Consider the following 13059-nt stretch of genomic DNA (forward strand, 5'->3'; position numbering starts at 1 on the left):
CTTAGCGACCCTCGGGCGCCGCAGCTAGCCGAACAGCAGCGCCCACCAGGTCATCACGAGCCCGACGAGCGAGATGGCGAAGACGACGGTGCGGATCTTCGGAATCCCGGCGGCGTAGAGCGGCAGGTAGACGATCCGCCCCACCACATAGATGATCGATCCCCAATGCGTGAGCGGGCCAAGGTGACCTGCAGCCGCGGCGCCTAGCAGGGCGGCCACGAACAGCGGCAGCGTCTCGAACAGATTGGCCTGGGCGCGGAGGAGCCGCGCGGGGAATGGATGAAGCGGCGGCACCTGCTCGTCGCGCGCACCCATGTTCCATTCGGGCCCATATTGCTTGGTCCGGGCCGCGCCCGCCCAAAGGATGTTGATCAGCGCCAGCAGGATCAGAAGGGCGAGCATCAAATATTCGGTCGGCATCGGGCGGCCTCGGCTGCTTCAGGGTTTGGGGTGACTGTCCTGCCCGCCGAAAATGCGCCGCTCGGGTAGGAGGCCAAGCCAATAGCCGAGCTCGGCCGGTTCGGCGATCCGCCATACCGCAAGGTCCGCCGCCTTGCCGGCCTCGATCGATCCGATCTCGTCGGCCCGGCCTAGCGCCCGCGCGGCATTGACGGTCATGCCGGCAATCGCCTCCTCCGGCGTGAGCCCGAACAGGTTGCACGCCATGTTCATCGCAATCTGCGGCACGAGGGCCGGGGAGGTTCCGGGATTGCAGTCCGATGCGACCGCCATCGCCACGCCGTGCTTGCGTAGCAGTTCGACCGGTGGGACCCGCGTCTCCCGAAGCGTGTAGAAGGCGCCGGGCAGGAGCACTGCCACCGTCCCCGCCGCCGCCATGGCCGCCGCGCCCGCCTCGTCCAGATGCTCGAGATGATCGGCGGAGAGCGCCCGATGACGGGCCGCGAGGGCCGCGCCGTTGCTGTTCGACAATTGCTCGGCGTGGAGCCGCACGGGCAGGCCATGCGCCGCGGCCGCGTCGAACAGGCGCTCGGTCTCGGCCGGCGTGAAGGCGATGCCCTCGCAAAAGGCATCGACGCTGGTGGCAAGACCGAGCCGCGCCACGGTCGGGAGCAATTCCTCGGTCATGCGCTCGACGAAGGTCTCGCGGTCAGCCCCCTTCGGCAGCGCATGAAGCGCGAGAAGGGTCGGCTCGATCCGGACAGGCTCGGACCGGGCGAGCGTCCGGATGACGTTGAGCAGGCGCAGCTCGGACGCCGGGTCGAGGCCGTAGCCCGACTTGATCTCGACCGTGGTGACCCCGCCCCGCATGATCGCGTGCAGGCGGGCGCGGCTCTGGTCGAGCAGTTCGGTGACGCTGGCCGCGGCGGTTGCCTGCACGGTCGAGGCGATCCCCCCGCCGGCCGCCGCAATCTCCTCGTAGCTCGCGCCGGCGCGGCGCATGGCATGTTCGGTCGCCCTGGTGCCCCCGAAGACGAGATGCGTATGGCAGTCGATGAGGCCTGGCGTAACGAACGCCCCGCCAAGCGGGACGACCTCGGTCGCCCGGGTTCCGGCGAGATCCGTCCGCCGCCCGACGCGGACGATCCGTCCCTCATGGATTCCGATCGCGGCGTTACGAATGAGGCCGAGCGGATCGCCGGGCCGGGGGACCATCGTCAGGACGTGGCAATCGGTGATCAGGCGGTCCCACATGAGACAAGGCCTTAAGCGGCTGCTAGTGTCGGAGGCAATGTCCAGCAATTGGCCCAACCTCTCCGACCTCCTGCGCGCGCCCGGGGGCGACACGCCCATCGGCCTGATCGGCGCCCCCCTCGGCACCGGCTCGGTCAGCGCGGGACGCTGCGACCTCGCGCCGGAGAAGCTTCGCGCCGTGCTCCGCCGGGTCGGGCGCTATGACATCGATACGCACCGCGAACTGTCAGCCGCCATCGGCGACTATGGCGATCTCCCGCTCGCCGACCTCTCGATCGAGGATTGCACCGGCCCCATCCGCGATGCTGTGAAGAACAGCGTCGCAGCCCATTCGCTGACCCTGCTCGTCGGCGGCAACAACGCCGTCACCCGCCCCGGCCTCCTCGGCATGGCGGACGCGCTCGGCCTCCCGCTCGATCGCTGCGGCCTCGTCACCCTCGATGCGCACTTCGACATGCGTGACCTCGAGGACGGCCTGTCCAACGGCAATCCCGTCCGCGCGCTGCGCGAGGACGGGTTACCGGGTGCAAACGTTGTGCAGATCGGCCTTGCCCCCTTCGCCAACAGCAAGGCGATGCACGACGACGCGGAAGCCGGCGGCCACCTCGTCATCACCGCCCGCAACGTTCGCGACCAAGGCATCAGCGACGCCGTCGATCGGGCCCTCGATCGCCTTGAGGGTCTCGAGGCGATCCTCCTCGACTGCGACATCGACGTGATCGACCGAAGCCAGTTCCCGGGTGCGCCGGGTGCTCGTCCGGGCGGCATGCGGTCGGCGGACTTTTTCACCGCGGTCCGGCGGTTTGCCGCGGCGCCGGCGGTGCGGGTAATCGACCTTGCCGAGTGGGACCCGCCGCTCGATCCGACCGACCTCAGCGCGCTCACCGCCGGCCGCTGGTTGGCGGAAGTCGTGGCCGGCTTCGAACGCCGCGTGCGCTAGCCGAGCACGCCTTCCACCGCTTCGAACAGGCTCGTCGCGCCGATCGGCTTGCGGAGGACCCGCGCCCGGCCATCGACCGCCAGATCGATCGCATCGCTGTCGGCATAGCCGCTGAGGAACAACAGCTTGAGATCGGGCCGCCGCTCAAGCGCCTGCGCAGCCACCTGGGCACCATTCATGCCCGGCATCGCATAGTCGAGGATCATCAGCGCAAAGTCGCCACGTTCCACTTCGAGGAGGGCCTGCGGCCCGTTGTCGGCCTCGGTCACGCGGTGGCCGCGGCTGCGCAGCATGTCCGCCACGGCCGAGCGCACTTCCGGATCGTCGTCGACGAGCAGGATCGACCCAGCGCTGGCCGGCCCATTGTCTTCCGGAATTGCGACGTCCGCAGCTTGTCCGGACTCGGCGCCCTCGATGCGCGGCAGAAGTAGCGTGACGACGGTGCCCTCCCCGGGCGTGCTGTCGATCAGCAGGTCGCCGCCGGCCGCCTTCGCCACGCCGTATGCCATGGAAAGGCCAAGCCCGGTTCCGCGCCCCGGCCCCTTGGTGGTGAAGAAAGGCTCGAGCGCCCGCTCGACGATGTCGGGCGACATGCCGACGCCGCGGTCGATGACGTCGATCGCCACCCTTTCGGCATCATGAACCCGAGCATGGACCCGCAGCTCGCCTCCCGACGGCATGGCATCGCGCCCATTGATCGCGAGGTTGAGTACGGCCAGCTCGAGCTGGGTCTGGTCCGACCTGGTCGCGCCGAGACCCGGATCGACCTCCACCTTGAGATCGACCTTCGGCCCCACGGAATTGCGAAGAAGCTCGGTCATGCCGCTGATGGTCGCCGCGAGGTCGACCGTCTCGGCTTCGAGCCGCTGGCGTCGCGAGAAGGTCAGGAGCTGGCTGGTGAGCTTGGTCCCGCGCTCGGTAGCCTGGATCGCATTGCCAGCCCAGCGCGCGACCTTCTCCGCATTGGTCGGCGCGAGCTGGATCAGCTCGAGATTGCCGGAAATAGCCTGAAGCAGATTGTTGAAATCGTGCGCGATCCCGCCCGTCAGCTGACCGACCGCCTCCATCTTGTTGCTCTGCACCAAGGCGGCCTCGGCCCGCTCGCGCTGGGTGATTTCGAGCCGCAGTTGCTCGAGCGCGACGTCCCGTTCGGCCAGCGCCGCGGCAAGCTCGTCATTCTTCCGCTGCAGCATGGACGGACTAGGGATGGCGAGCGCCTTGGGAACCAGCGGCCACAAAAGAATTGCCGTCGGCACGCTGGCGGCCGCGGTCACCGCCTTGATCACGCCCTCCAGCGCATAATCCCCATGCCACAGGTTCCAGATTCCCATCACATGCGTCAGCCCGCAGGAGAGGATGAACAGCGAGAAGAGCCAGAACATAGCGCCGAATTCGACATCGCGCCGCTTCCGGACAAAGCTCACCAGAGCCAGCGGAATGGCGAAATAGGCCGCTGCAATGAGCGCGTCGGAAATGACGTAGGTCCAGACGAGCGCCGGTTGCCACAACAGGCAGTAGCCATGCGGGGCATATTGCCCGGAAAAGAAATGCGACAGGGCATCGAGCATAAGTAACTTCCGCCAGGCGACCGAGCCGGGCGAAGGTAAATCGCCGCGAACCACTTGCCAATCACGCGGAAATCAAGCGGCACGGCCGCTTCTTCTCAGGTTGCGCCTTTCATCAGATCGGCGAGCTCGATCGGTGACAGCGCATGCGCCAGCTGTTCGCATCCGCACTGCCCCGGGGCTTTGTCCGGCCGGCGCCGCAACAGGTGCGTTCCATGCCGGAACCGTCCGGCCGTTACCTGGTCGTAGAGCACCTCCACCACGAGCACCGGTTTGAGCGGCTGCCACTCGCTCGTCCGCTCGCTTGCCCAGCGGCTCGCGCGGTCGGGCCGATCGCCGGTGAACCCCGGCGGCGCCACGAGGGGCTCGAGCTCGGCCTCCCAGGCGCGCCGCTCCGCCGCCTTGAACGATGCGCAGAAGCCGACGTGGTTCAGCTTCCCCGCCCCATCATACAGGCCGAGCAGCAGCGACGCGACGCCATCGCCACTCTTGTCGTAGCGAAACCCGCCGACCACGCAGTCGGCCGTGCGGTGGCGCTTCACCTTCAGCATGGCCCGCTCGCCGGCGCGGTAAGGATCGTCGGCTTGCTTGGCGACAACGCCGTCGAGCGCGGTGCCTGACCGTTCAAGCCAGAATGTGGCGCACTTCCGCTCCGCCGTCTGGGGCGACAGCAGCAGCCCCTTGAGCGGCCGACCGAAGCGCCGCTCGAGCGACCGTCGGCGCAGCGACAATGGCTCGGCGCGAAGATCGTCCCCGCCGTCCATGAGCAGGTCGAAGAGGATATATTGCGCCGGGGTTTCCACCGCCAATCTGCGAATCCGGCTTTCGGCGGGATGTAGCCGCTGCGACAAGGCATCGAAGCTGAGACCCTGCTCCGCCTCGATGACCAGCTCGCCGTCGAGGAGAAAATCTCCCCCGGGTAGGTCGGCGAGAATTTCCACGACTTCCGGGAAATAGCGCGCCAGCGGCTTGCCAGAGCGCGACCACAAGAGGACCTCGCCCTCTTTCCGTTCGGCAAGGCAGCGGAAGCCATCCCATTTGGGTTCGAACAGCCACCCCGGCTCTTCCGGCAATTCCTCGACGAGCAATGCCTCCATCGTCTGCGGCGCGGTCATCGAAGCTCGATCCAGGTCGGGGCATGGTCGCTGGTCTTCGGCAGTGCCCGCACCGAGCGGTCGACCCCCGCCCTTCGCAGCCGCTTCTTCGCCGCCGCATTGAGCAGCAGATGATCGATCCGAAGCCCGGCATCGCGCGCGAACGCATTCCGGAAATAGTCCCAGAAGGTGTAGATCTGCTCGTTCGGATGCAGCGACCGCAGCGCGTCGGTCCAGCCCTCTCCGGCAAGGCGCGCGAAGGCGCCCCGCACCTCGGGCGCGAACAGGGCATCGTCGAGCCAGCGTTCGGGCTTGTAGACGTCGGCCTCGGTCGGGATGATGTTATAGTCGCCCGCCAGGACCACCGGCTCTTTCAGCTCGATCAGCCCCGCCGCATGCGCTTCGAACGCCTCGATCCAGCGCAGCTTGTAGTCGAATTTCGGCCCCGGCCGCGGATTGCCGTTGGGCAGGTAGAGGCATCCCACCAGCAGGCCGTCGATCGCGGCCTCGATGTAGCAGCTCTGCGACTCGTCAGGATCAGCGGGAAGCCCCCGCCTTGTCTCGTGGGGCGCCTTGCCGCGGGCAAGGATCGCGACCCCGTTCCAGCTCTTTTGTCCGTGCCAGATCGCCCCGTAGCCTGCGTCCTCGATCGCCTGGGCGGGAAACTTCTCGTCGGGCGCCTTCAGTTCTTGCAGGCAGACGATGTCGGGGGTGGTCGTCGTCAGCCACTCGATCAGCACCGGGAGCCGCCCGTTGATGCCGTTCACGTTGTAGGTTGCGATACGCACGCCACACCAACCGCCAACCGGGCGCTAGGCTCCGACGAAGCTTCTTGCCGCTCACGAAGAAAGCGGCGATTGTCGTCCCGGGCCGCAAGTCATGCGGGGGAGTGTACAAATGGTCCTCGATTTTCTTCGCAAGCAATTCATCGACGTCATTCAGTGGCAGGAAGAACCCGGCGAGCTCGCCTGGCGCGTCTACTTTCCCGACCAGGAAATCCAGAATGGCGCGCAGCTCACGGTTCGCGAAGGCCAGACCGCGGCCTTCTTCGATGAAGGCAAGCTGGTCGAATTCTTCCGGCCAGGCCTGCACACGCTCGACACTGCGAACTTTCCCTTCATCACCAGCCTGCGCAACTGGGACAAGGCGTTCGAGAGCCCGCACAAGTCGGACATCATCTTCTTCTCGCTGAAGGAGCAGACGGGCCTCAAATGGGGAACCCCGCAGCCGATCACGGTTCGCGATCCCGAATTCGGCGCCCTCCGCATTCGCGCCTTCGGCAGCTATTCGATCGCGATCAGCGACGTCCAGGAATTCGCCTACAATCTCCTCGGCACCCTTCCGGGCCTGTCGGTCGGGAACATCGAGCAGACCCTGCGCGGTGCCATCCAGACCGCGATCGCGACCGGCATCGCCAACAGCGGCGTGCCCTTCCTCGACCTGGCGGCCAACCAGCAGAAGCTGTCCGACACGCTTCGCGGCGCCGTCGAGGAGAGCTTCAAGCGCTGGGGCATCGGCTGCCTCAGCTTCTTCGTCGAAAGCGTCTCGCTTCCGGAAGAAGTCCAGCGGCACCTCGACAAGGGCAGCTCGATGCGCGTCATCGGCGACCTCGACCGCTACGCCAAGTTCCAGTCGGCCGAGGCGCTCGAGAAGGCGGCGGGCCAGGAAGGCGGCCTTGCCGGCATGGGCGCGGGCATGGGTGCGGCCGCGGCGATCGGCGCGACCATGGCGCAGGGTCTTGGCCAGGGTCAGGCAGCGGCGCCGGCGGCGGGCGGCGGCGCCCCAGCGGGTGATCCCTTCGAGCTGATCGAGAAGCTGCACCGGCTGCTGACCGCCGGGGCCATCACCCAGGAAGAGTTCGACAGCAAGAAGACCGAGCTGCTGGCCCGACTGAAGTAACATGGCCGCCCTCTCGTGCCCCGCTTGCGGCGCCGAGGTGCCGCTGCGCTCGGCCGCCATGCCTTATGCGGTATGCGGCTACTGCCATTCCGTCCTGCTCCGGCAGGGCGAGGGTCTGAGCGACATCGGTAAGTCGTCGGTCCTGCCCTTCGACGTCTCGCCCCTGCAGCTCGGCACGAGCGGCACCGTCGACGGCCTTACCTTCGAGGTCGTCGGTCGGGTCCGCTGGGGCTGGCAGGACGGGAGCTGGAATGAGTGGCTCCTTTCCTGCGGCGACGGCAAGGCGCGGTGGCTCGGTGAGGCCATGGGCCAGTATATGCTCCTCAGCGAACGCCCGGACCTCGACAGTCATCCCCTGATCGATCGCTTTTCGCGCGGCGAAGCCTTCGCGGTCGGCGACCAGGTCGACGACTTCAGCGTAACCGACGTCAAGGAAGTCCGCTGCCTCGGAGGCGAAGGGGACCTTCCATTCCCGACCCCGCCTGACTGGACCATGGCAAGCATCGACTTTCGTGACAGCGAGGGCGGCGCGCTCAGCGTCCAGCGCGACGCGCAAGGCGTCACCGCTTATTCGGGGCGTTATTATTCTCTGGCTGACCTCAAGCCCCGCAATCTGCGGGCGATCGAGGGCTGGCCGCTGCCGGCGGACTATCGATGAGCGCGGCCCGGCTCATCAATTGCCCCAATTGCGGCGGCTCGATCGCGATCAAGGCGGCGGGCTATTCGACCACCGTCGCCTGCCAATATTGCGGCTCGGAGCTCGACGTCGCCAGTCCCGACGTCCGGCTGATCACCGAATATCACAGAGCAGCGTCGGCCGGGGACATTGCGCTCGGCGCCCGCGGGATCGTGGCCGGCGTCGAGTGGGAGGTGATCGGCCGCCTCGATCGCTCGGACGACGGCGCCTCCTGGACCGAATATCTGCTGTTCAATCCCTATGCGGGTTATCGCTGGCTGATCCAGGCCGACGACGAATGGTCGTTCGGCATGCCGCTCAACCGCAATCCCGTCACCGAAAGCGACGAGGTCGTGTCGCTCGACGGGCAGCGCTACTTCCTCGACTATGACCCCGTCACGACCCGCACCAATTCGGTGGTCGGGGAATTCTACTGGCGGGTCCGCGCGGGCGATGAGGTCGCGGCAACCACATTCTCCACTGGCGGCACGTCCCTCTCGTGGGAGCGGAGCGCGGACGAGATCAACTGGACGCTCGTCGAGTCCCTCCCCGACGGCGACGCCGTGCGCGCGGCATTCAACGATCCGGCGCCAGTTGCACCGTCCTCGTCGCCCGCTGGCGGGGGACCGCGACAGTTCGGCCGAAAGGCGACCTCGGGTCCGGCGAAGACCTTTGCAGCCTCCCATTCTCCGAAGGCGCGAGGCCTCGAGCCCCTCCGCCTTGCGGACGTCAATGAAGACCTGTCCAAGATGGTCGGCCTTGCGATCGCGACCAGCTTCCTCCTGCTGGTGCTCGGACTGCTCTTCGGCACCGGGCGGGCGGCGCTCAATAGCAGCATGACCGTCTATGCCGGCCAGCCCGCCCAGACGGTGCTGCTCGGCACGGTAACGCTCAAACGGCCCTACCAGGCCGTCACGATCAAGGCGCACGGCTCGCCCTTCGTGAACAAGTGGATCGACCTCGACTACAGCCTCGTCGACCGCCGCACGCAGCGCTCGATCGACGCCTACGGGATCGTCGAATATTATTCGGGCCGCGACAGCGACGGCGCCTGGACCGAGGGGAGCCGGACCGAGACGACCAAGTTCGCCGGGATCCCGGCCGGGACCTACGATGTGATGGTCGACGTGGCGGCGCAGAAATGGGTGAACCCCCGCGACTATGGCGCAAGCTATTCGGGCAGAGGCTGGTCGGACCCGGATCCGGAGGGCATCAACATGCGCTTCGAAGTCAGGCCGAACGGCGTCTTCTTCAGCAACGTCCTCATGTTCATCCTGCTGACCTTTGCCCCCATTGCGATCTGGATGGCGCGGCGCGTCCACGCCGCAAGCGGAGGTTATCGGCCATGATCGCGCAGACGGCCGCCCGATGAGCGCGCGCCTCTTCCTCTTCGCCCTCTGGTGCCTGGGCATGCTCATGGCCTCGGTCGCCGCGAGCTATTACGCCTGGTCCCCCTTCGCCGACGGGTCGCGCAGCGCCGGCGCCTCCGTCTACGGCCCCACCCACAAATAAGGAGCAAGCGTCATGCTGACCCTCAACACCTTCCTCGCCACCCTGCTCTACGCCGGCATGGGCATCGTCATCTTCGTCTTCAGCTTCGTGCTGGTCGACAAGCTCACCCCCGGTGACCTCTGGCGCGAGATCATCGAGCGCAAGAACATGGCCGTTGCCCTCCTCGCCGGCGCCGTCGCGATCGGCATATCCACGATCATTGCCGCGGCGGTTCATGGCTGACATTCCCGAGGGGCAGGTCGAGCGCGGACATCCGCAACTTGCCCTGATCCTGCTCTTCTCCGTGTTCGTGGTCGCGACCTGCGGCCTCATCTACGAACTGCTGGCCGGCACGCTCGCGAGCTATCTGCTCGGGGACAGCGTCACCCAGTTTTCGACCGTCATCGGCACCTATCTGTTCGCGATGGGCATCGGCAGCTGGCTCTCCCGCTACATCCGCGAGGACGAGCTGCTGGCCTTCGTCCGGGTCGAACTGCTGCTTGCGCTGGTCGGCGGATGGCTGGCGGCAGTCCTCTTTTTGCTCTTCCCCTACGCCAGCGATTTCCGCGTGGCCCTCTACGGACTGGTCCTGCTGATCGGAATCCTGGTCGGGCTCGAGATACCGCTCCTGATCCGTATCCTTCGCCACCGCTTCGCGCTCCGCGAGCTGGTCTCGACCGTCCTCACCTATGACTATGTGGGCGCGCTGATCGCCAGCCTGCTCTTCCCGCTCTTGCTGGTCCCGCGCCTCGGCCTCATCCGCACCGGCTTCCTGTTCGGGCTGCTCAACGTCGCGGTGGCGATCGCCTTGCTCCTCGCGCTGCGGAAGGAGAAAAGGATGCGGGTGGAGCTCGTCGCGGCCCTGCTCAGCGCCGCCAGCCTGCTTGCAGGGATCGCATGGTCCGAGCGAATCCAGCGCTGGTCGGAGGTCGCCTTCTACAACGAGCCGGTGATCTACGCGAAGTCGACGCCCTTCCAGCGGATTGTTCTGACCCGCCGCGGCGGCGACCTTCGTCTCTACCTCAACGGCAATCTGCAATTCTCCTCGCGCGACGAATATCGCTATCACGAAGCCCTGGTCTGGCCGGTGCTCGGCCGTGTCGCCGAGCCGCGCAACGTCCTCATCCTCGGCGGCGGTGATGGCCTCGCGGCCCGCGAGGTGCTTCGCCATTCGTCGGTCCAGAAGGTGACCCTGGTCGACCTCGATCCCGCGATGACCGTGCTCTTCCGCGAAACGCCGCAGCTCGCGGCGCTCAACGGTCGATCGCTCACCTCCCCCCGTCTTCACGTGATCAATGCCGACGCCTTCCGCTGGGTTCGCGAGGCACGCGGCCGCTACGATGCGATCCTCGTCGATTTCCCCGATCCCACCGAGTTCGCGCTCGGCAAGCTCTATACCGAAAGCTTCTACCGTGAGGTCGGACGGCTGCTCGCGCCGTCGGGGATGATGGCGGTCCAATCCACCTCGCCGCTGGTCGCGCCTCGCAGCTACTGGACCGTCGCCACCACGCTCGAGGCCGCCGGCCTTAATGCGCGCGGCTATCACGCTTATGTCCCGAGCTTCGGCGAATGGGGCTTCACCATGGCCGCGCACCGCCCGATCGGCGATGGGGTGCGCCTGCCTAAGGGCCTTCGTTACCTGACCCCGGCGAGCGAGCGGGCGATGTTCGACTTCGCCCTCGACATGGCGCGGGTCGCCACCCCAGTGAACCGCCTCGACAATCAGGCGCTCGTCCGCTCCTTCGCCGAGGAATGGGGCCGCTATGAAGGCTGAGATCAGCCGGCGGGATCTGTTCGCCGCTGCTGGAATCGGCGCGGGTGCACTCGCCCTCCCGGGCTGCTCGGCCGAGGCGAACGCGATGCCCGGGACGCTTGGCGGCGCCGACGTCCGCCGTGGGCATCAGCTTCGTGGTGGCCGCTTCCCCGAGCCGACCGGTGCGGTCGAGAGGCACAAGCTGGTCATCGCGGGTGGCGGTGTGGCGGGGCTCGCGGCAGCTTGGCGCCTCGCGGAGGCGGGCTTTACCGACTTCCAGTTGCTCGAGCTCGAGGATGAGGTCGGCGGCAATGCGCGGAGCGGACGCAATGCCGTTTCCGCCTATCCTCTTGGCGCCCATTATCTCCCCGTGCCCAACCGCGAGGCAAAGGCCTTGCTCCACATGCTGCGCCAGTTCGGCATGATCGTGGGCGAGAAGGACGGCGCCCCCGTCTACGATCCCTACCAACTCTGCGCCGACCTCGAGGAACGTGTCTTCGCCGGGGGCGAGTGGCAGGAGGGGCTCTATCCAACCGTCGGCCTCACGCCGCGCGACCGGCGCGAACGACAGGCCTTCCAGCAGACCATGGCCGCGTTCCGGATGGCCGTCGGAAATGACGGACGCCCCGCTTTTGCCGTTCCCAGCGCCTATTCCTCGCGCGACCCCGTCTTTCTGGCGCTCGACCGCATGAGCTTCGCCCACTGGCTGGACGCCAAGGGCTGGCAGTCACCGATCCTCCGCCGTTACGTGCGCTATTGCTGCCGGGACGATTACGGCACCGAACCTGGTGACGTCTCGGCCTGGGCCGGAATCCATTATTTCGCAGCGCGGCGGGGCTGGGCTGCTGATCGTGACGGCGAGCGCGAACTGACTTGGCCCGAAGGCAATCATCGGCTCGTGCGCCTCATGGCCGACCGGGTCCGAGACAGGATCCGTCCGGCGCACAGCGTGTACCGAACCCGCGCCGGCGACGGCAACGCCGTTCTCGACGCCTTCGACAATCGCGCCAGCACGAGCCGCCGACTGCAGGCCGACGCACTCATCCTCGCCATGCCCCACTTCGTCGGCGCGAGGATCGCCCCGGGCCGGGTGTCGGCAAAGGACTATAGCTACGCCCCTTGGGTGGTGGCCAACATCACCGTGGCGCGGCCACCTGGGGGCAAGGGTGCACCGCTGGCCTGGGACAATGTCTCGACCGCGAGCGAATCCCTCGGCTACGTCGTCGCGACCCATCAGACGTCGAGCGCACGCGCCAGTCCGACCGTACTCACCTGGTATATGCCGCTCTCGGCCCTGCCGCCCACGGACGCCCGAAAGCTGATGCTCGAGCGCTCGCTGGGCAGCTGGCAGGCGCTCGTCCGCGACGATCTTCTCGCGCTCCATCCCGAGCTCGCCGATGCGATCCAGCGGATCGACGTCTGGCGCTGGGGTCATGCCATGGTGCGGCCCACGCCTGGCTTCATGGCCGGGGCCGACGTCCGCGCCGCCGATGCGCTGACCGCGCCGATATTCCTTGCCCATTCCGACATTACGGGCCTGTCCCTGTTCGAGGAGGCGCATCACGCCGGCGTCGCGGCTGCGGAGGCCGCCATGCGCCACGTCGGCCATTCTTTCGAGAGCCTGCTGTGAGCGCGCACGAACCCTGGAACAGCGTCCACCTCATCGCGGACCTGATCGGCTGCAGCCGCCTCGACGACGAGGCGCATATCGGGGGCATCCTGCGTTCGGCCGCCGCGGCCGCGCGCGCGACGGTCCTGGAGGTACGGCTCCACGGCTTCGGCGAGGGAATGGGAGTGACCGGGGTCGCTTTGCTCGCGGAGTCGCACATCTCGATTCATAGCTGGCCCGAGCACGACTTTGCCGCGATCGACATCTTTGTCTGCGGATCGACCTGCGATCCACAAGCGGCACTTGAGGTCATCCGGCTTGGCCTTGCCGCGCGCGAATGCCGCGCCGAGCTGCTTCGGCGGGCAACGCGCCCGCCAGT

The 13059-nt window shown here is 67.2% G+C and carries 14 protein-coding genes (1 of these 14 only partly in view); 9 read left to right on the plus strand and 5 right to left on the minus strand.

All coding sequences use genetic code 11. The features are described 5' to 3' along the window. Positions 1–24: 24 nt before the first annotated feature. Together AC4GYU_RS02770 and hutI are read right to left on the minus strand one after the other, a co-directional pair. Complete coding sequence (locus tag AC4GYU_RS02770; protein ID WP_491085379.1) at positions 25–420, minus strand: MAPEG family protein; 396 nt, start codon at positions 418–420, stop codon at positions 25–27. Positions 421–438: 18 nt separating this feature from the next. Further along, positions 439–1653 carry an imidazolonepropionase gene (gene hutI, locus AC4GYU_RS02775; RefSeq protein ID WP_491085380.1) on the minus strand — a complete coding sequence of 405 codons (1215 nt, stop codon included), beginning with the start codon at positions 1651–1653 and terminating at the stop codon, positions 439–441. Here hutI and AC4GYU_RS02780 point away from each other — a divergent pair. Continuing rightward, positions 1652–2593: an arginase family protein gene (locus AC4GYU_RS02780; protein ID WP_491085381.1), complete on the plus strand. Its 942-nt coding sequence runs from the start codon at positions 1652–1654 to the stop codon at positions 2591–2593. The two genes, hutI and AC4GYU_RS02780, sit on opposite strands and share 2 nt — an antisense overlap. On the opposite strand, the gene AC4GYU_RS02785 is transcribed toward AC4GYU_RS02780, so the two are convergent. The 3 genes from AC4GYU_RS02785 to AC4GYU_RS02795 form a co-directional block, all read right to left on the minus strand. Further along, on the minus strand, positions 2590–4161 hold the full coding sequence (locus AC4GYU_RS02785) for an ATP-binding protein (protein ID WP_491085382.1): 1572 nt from the start codon (positions 4159–4161) through the stop codon (positions 2590–2592). The two genes, AC4GYU_RS02780 and AC4GYU_RS02785, sit on opposite strands and share 4 nt — an antisense overlap. Before the next feature lie 95 nt (positions 4162–4256). Continuing rightward, complete coding sequence (locus tag AC4GYU_RS02790; RefSeq protein ID WP_491085383.1) at positions 4257–5273, minus strand: ATP-dependent DNA ligase; 1017 nt, start codon at positions 5271–5273, stop codon at positions 4257–4259. Beyond that, on the minus strand, positions 5270–6040 hold the full coding sequence (locus AC4GYU_RS02795; RefSeq protein WP_491085384.1) for an exodeoxyribonuclease III: 771 nt from the start codon (positions 6038–6040) through the stop codon (positions 5270–5272). Before AC4GYU_RS02795 ends, AC4GYU_RS02790 begins: the two co-directional genes overlap by 4 nt. A gap of 109 nt (positions 6041–6149) precedes the next feature. Here AC4GYU_RS02795 and AC4GYU_RS02800 point away from each other — a divergent pair, with 109 nt between their 5' ends. The 8 genes in view from AC4GYU_RS02800 to speD are tightly spaced (at most 19 nt apart) and all read left to right on the plus strand, a layout consistent with a single transcriptional unit that may run on beyond the window. Then, a complete protein-coding gene (locus tag AC4GYU_RS02800) occupies positions 6150–7151 on the plus strand; it encodes an SPFH domain-containing protein (RefSeq protein WP_491085385.1) in 1002 nt (333 codons plus the stop codon). A gap of 1 nt (position 7152) precedes the next feature. Continuing rightward, on the plus strand, positions 7153–7809 hold the full coding sequence (locus AC4GYU_RS02805) for a DUF4178 domain-containing protein (protein WP_491085386.1): 657 nt from the start codon (positions 7153–7155) through the stop codon (positions 7807–7809). Then, the gene (locus AC4GYU_RS02810) at positions 7806–9176 is read left to right on the plus strand and encodes a DUF4178 domain-containing protein (RefSeq protein ID WP_491085387.1); all 1371 of its coding nucleotides are present in this window, start codon (positions 7806–7808) and stop codon (positions 9174–9176) included. Before AC4GYU_RS02805 ends, AC4GYU_RS02810 begins: the two co-directional genes overlap by 4 nt. A 19-nt stretch (positions 9177–9195) precedes the next feature. After that, positions 9196–9339: a hypothetical protein gene (locus tag AC4GYU_RS02815; RefSeq protein WP_491085388.1), complete on the plus strand. Its 144-nt coding sequence runs from the start codon at positions 9196–9198 to the stop codon at positions 9337–9339. Between the two features lie 12 nt (positions 9340–9351). Beyond that, on the plus strand, positions 9352–9561 hold the full coding sequence (locus AC4GYU_RS02820; protein ID WP_491085389.1) for a DUF350 domain-containing protein: 210 nt from the start codon (positions 9352–9354) through the stop codon (positions 9559–9561). Further along, on the plus strand, positions 9554–11092 hold the full coding sequence (locus AC4GYU_RS02825; RefSeq protein ID WP_491085390.1) for a polyamine aminopropyltransferase: 1539 nt from the start codon (positions 9554–9556) through the stop codon (positions 11090–11092). Before AC4GYU_RS02820 ends, AC4GYU_RS02825 begins: the two co-directional genes overlap by 8 nt. Then, positions 11082–12701: an FAD-dependent oxidoreductase gene (locus AC4GYU_RS02830; RefSeq protein WP_491085391.1), complete on the plus strand. Its 1620-nt coding sequence runs from the start codon at positions 11082–11084 to the stop codon at positions 12699–12701. The genes AC4GYU_RS02825 and AC4GYU_RS02830 overlap by 11 nt, the downstream gene beginning before the upstream one ends. Next, a protein-coding gene (gene speD / locus AC4GYU_RS02835; protein WP_491085392.1) for an adenosylmethionine decarboxylase crosses the window boundary here: on the plus strand, positions 12698–13059 show its 5' portion. 7 nt of this gene lie beyond the right edge of the window; 362 of the gene's 369 nt are visible here — the first part of the coding sequence; it begins with the start codon at positions 12698–12700; the stop codon falls past the right edge of the window. Before AC4GYU_RS02830 ends, speD begins: the two co-directional genes overlap by 4 nt.

Source organism: Sphingomonas sp. SP2, assembly GCF_058313385.1.

Coding starts and splice junctions, on each gene's coding strand:
- AC4GYU_RS02770 (WP_491085379.1), bottom strand. CDS start 420: ATGCCGACCGAATATTTGATGCTCGCCCTTCTGATCCTGCTGGCGCTG.
- AC4GYU_RS02780 (WP_491085381.1), top strand. CDS start 1,652: ATGAGACAAGGCCTTAAGCGGCTGCTAGTGTCGGAGGCAATGTCCAGC.
- hutI (WP_491085380.1), bottom strand. CDS start 1,653: ATGTGGGACCGCCTGATCACCGATTGCCACGTCCTGACGATGGTCCCC.
- AC4GYU_RS02785 (WP_491085382.1), bottom strand. CDS start 4,161: ATGCTCGATGCCCTGTCGCATTTCTTTTCCGGGCAATATGCCCCGCAT.
- AC4GYU_RS02790 (WP_491085383.1), bottom strand. CDS start 5,273: ATGACCGCGCCGCAGACGATGGAGGCATTGCTCGTCGAGGAATTGCCG.
- AC4GYU_RS02800 (WP_491085385.1), top strand. CDS start 6,150: ATGGTCCTCGATTTTCTTCGCAAGCAATTCATCGACGTCATTCAGTGG.
- AC4GYU_RS02805 (WP_491085386.1), top strand. CDS start 7,153: ATGGCCGCCCTCTCGTGCCCCGCTTGCGGCGCCGAGGTGCCGCTGCGC.
- AC4GYU_RS02810 (WP_491085387.1), top strand. CDS start 7,806: ATGAGCGCGGCCCGGCTCATCAATTGCCCCAATTGCGGCGGCTCGATC.
- AC4GYU_RS02815 (WP_491085388.1), top strand. CDS start 9,196: ATGAGCGCGCGCCTCTTCCTCTTCGCCCTCTGGTGCCTGGGCATGCTC.
- AC4GYU_RS02820 (WP_491085389.1), top strand. CDS start 9,352: ATGCTGACCCTCAACACCTTCCTCGCCACCCTGCTCTACGCCGGCATG.
- AC4GYU_RS02825 (WP_491085390.1), top strand. CDS start 9,554: ATGGCTGACATTCCCGAGGGGCAGGTCGAGCGCGGACATCCGCAACTT.
- AC4GYU_RS02830 (WP_491085391.1), top strand. CDS start 11,082: ATGAAGGCTGAGATCAGCCGGCGGGATCTGTTCGCCGCTGCTGGAATC.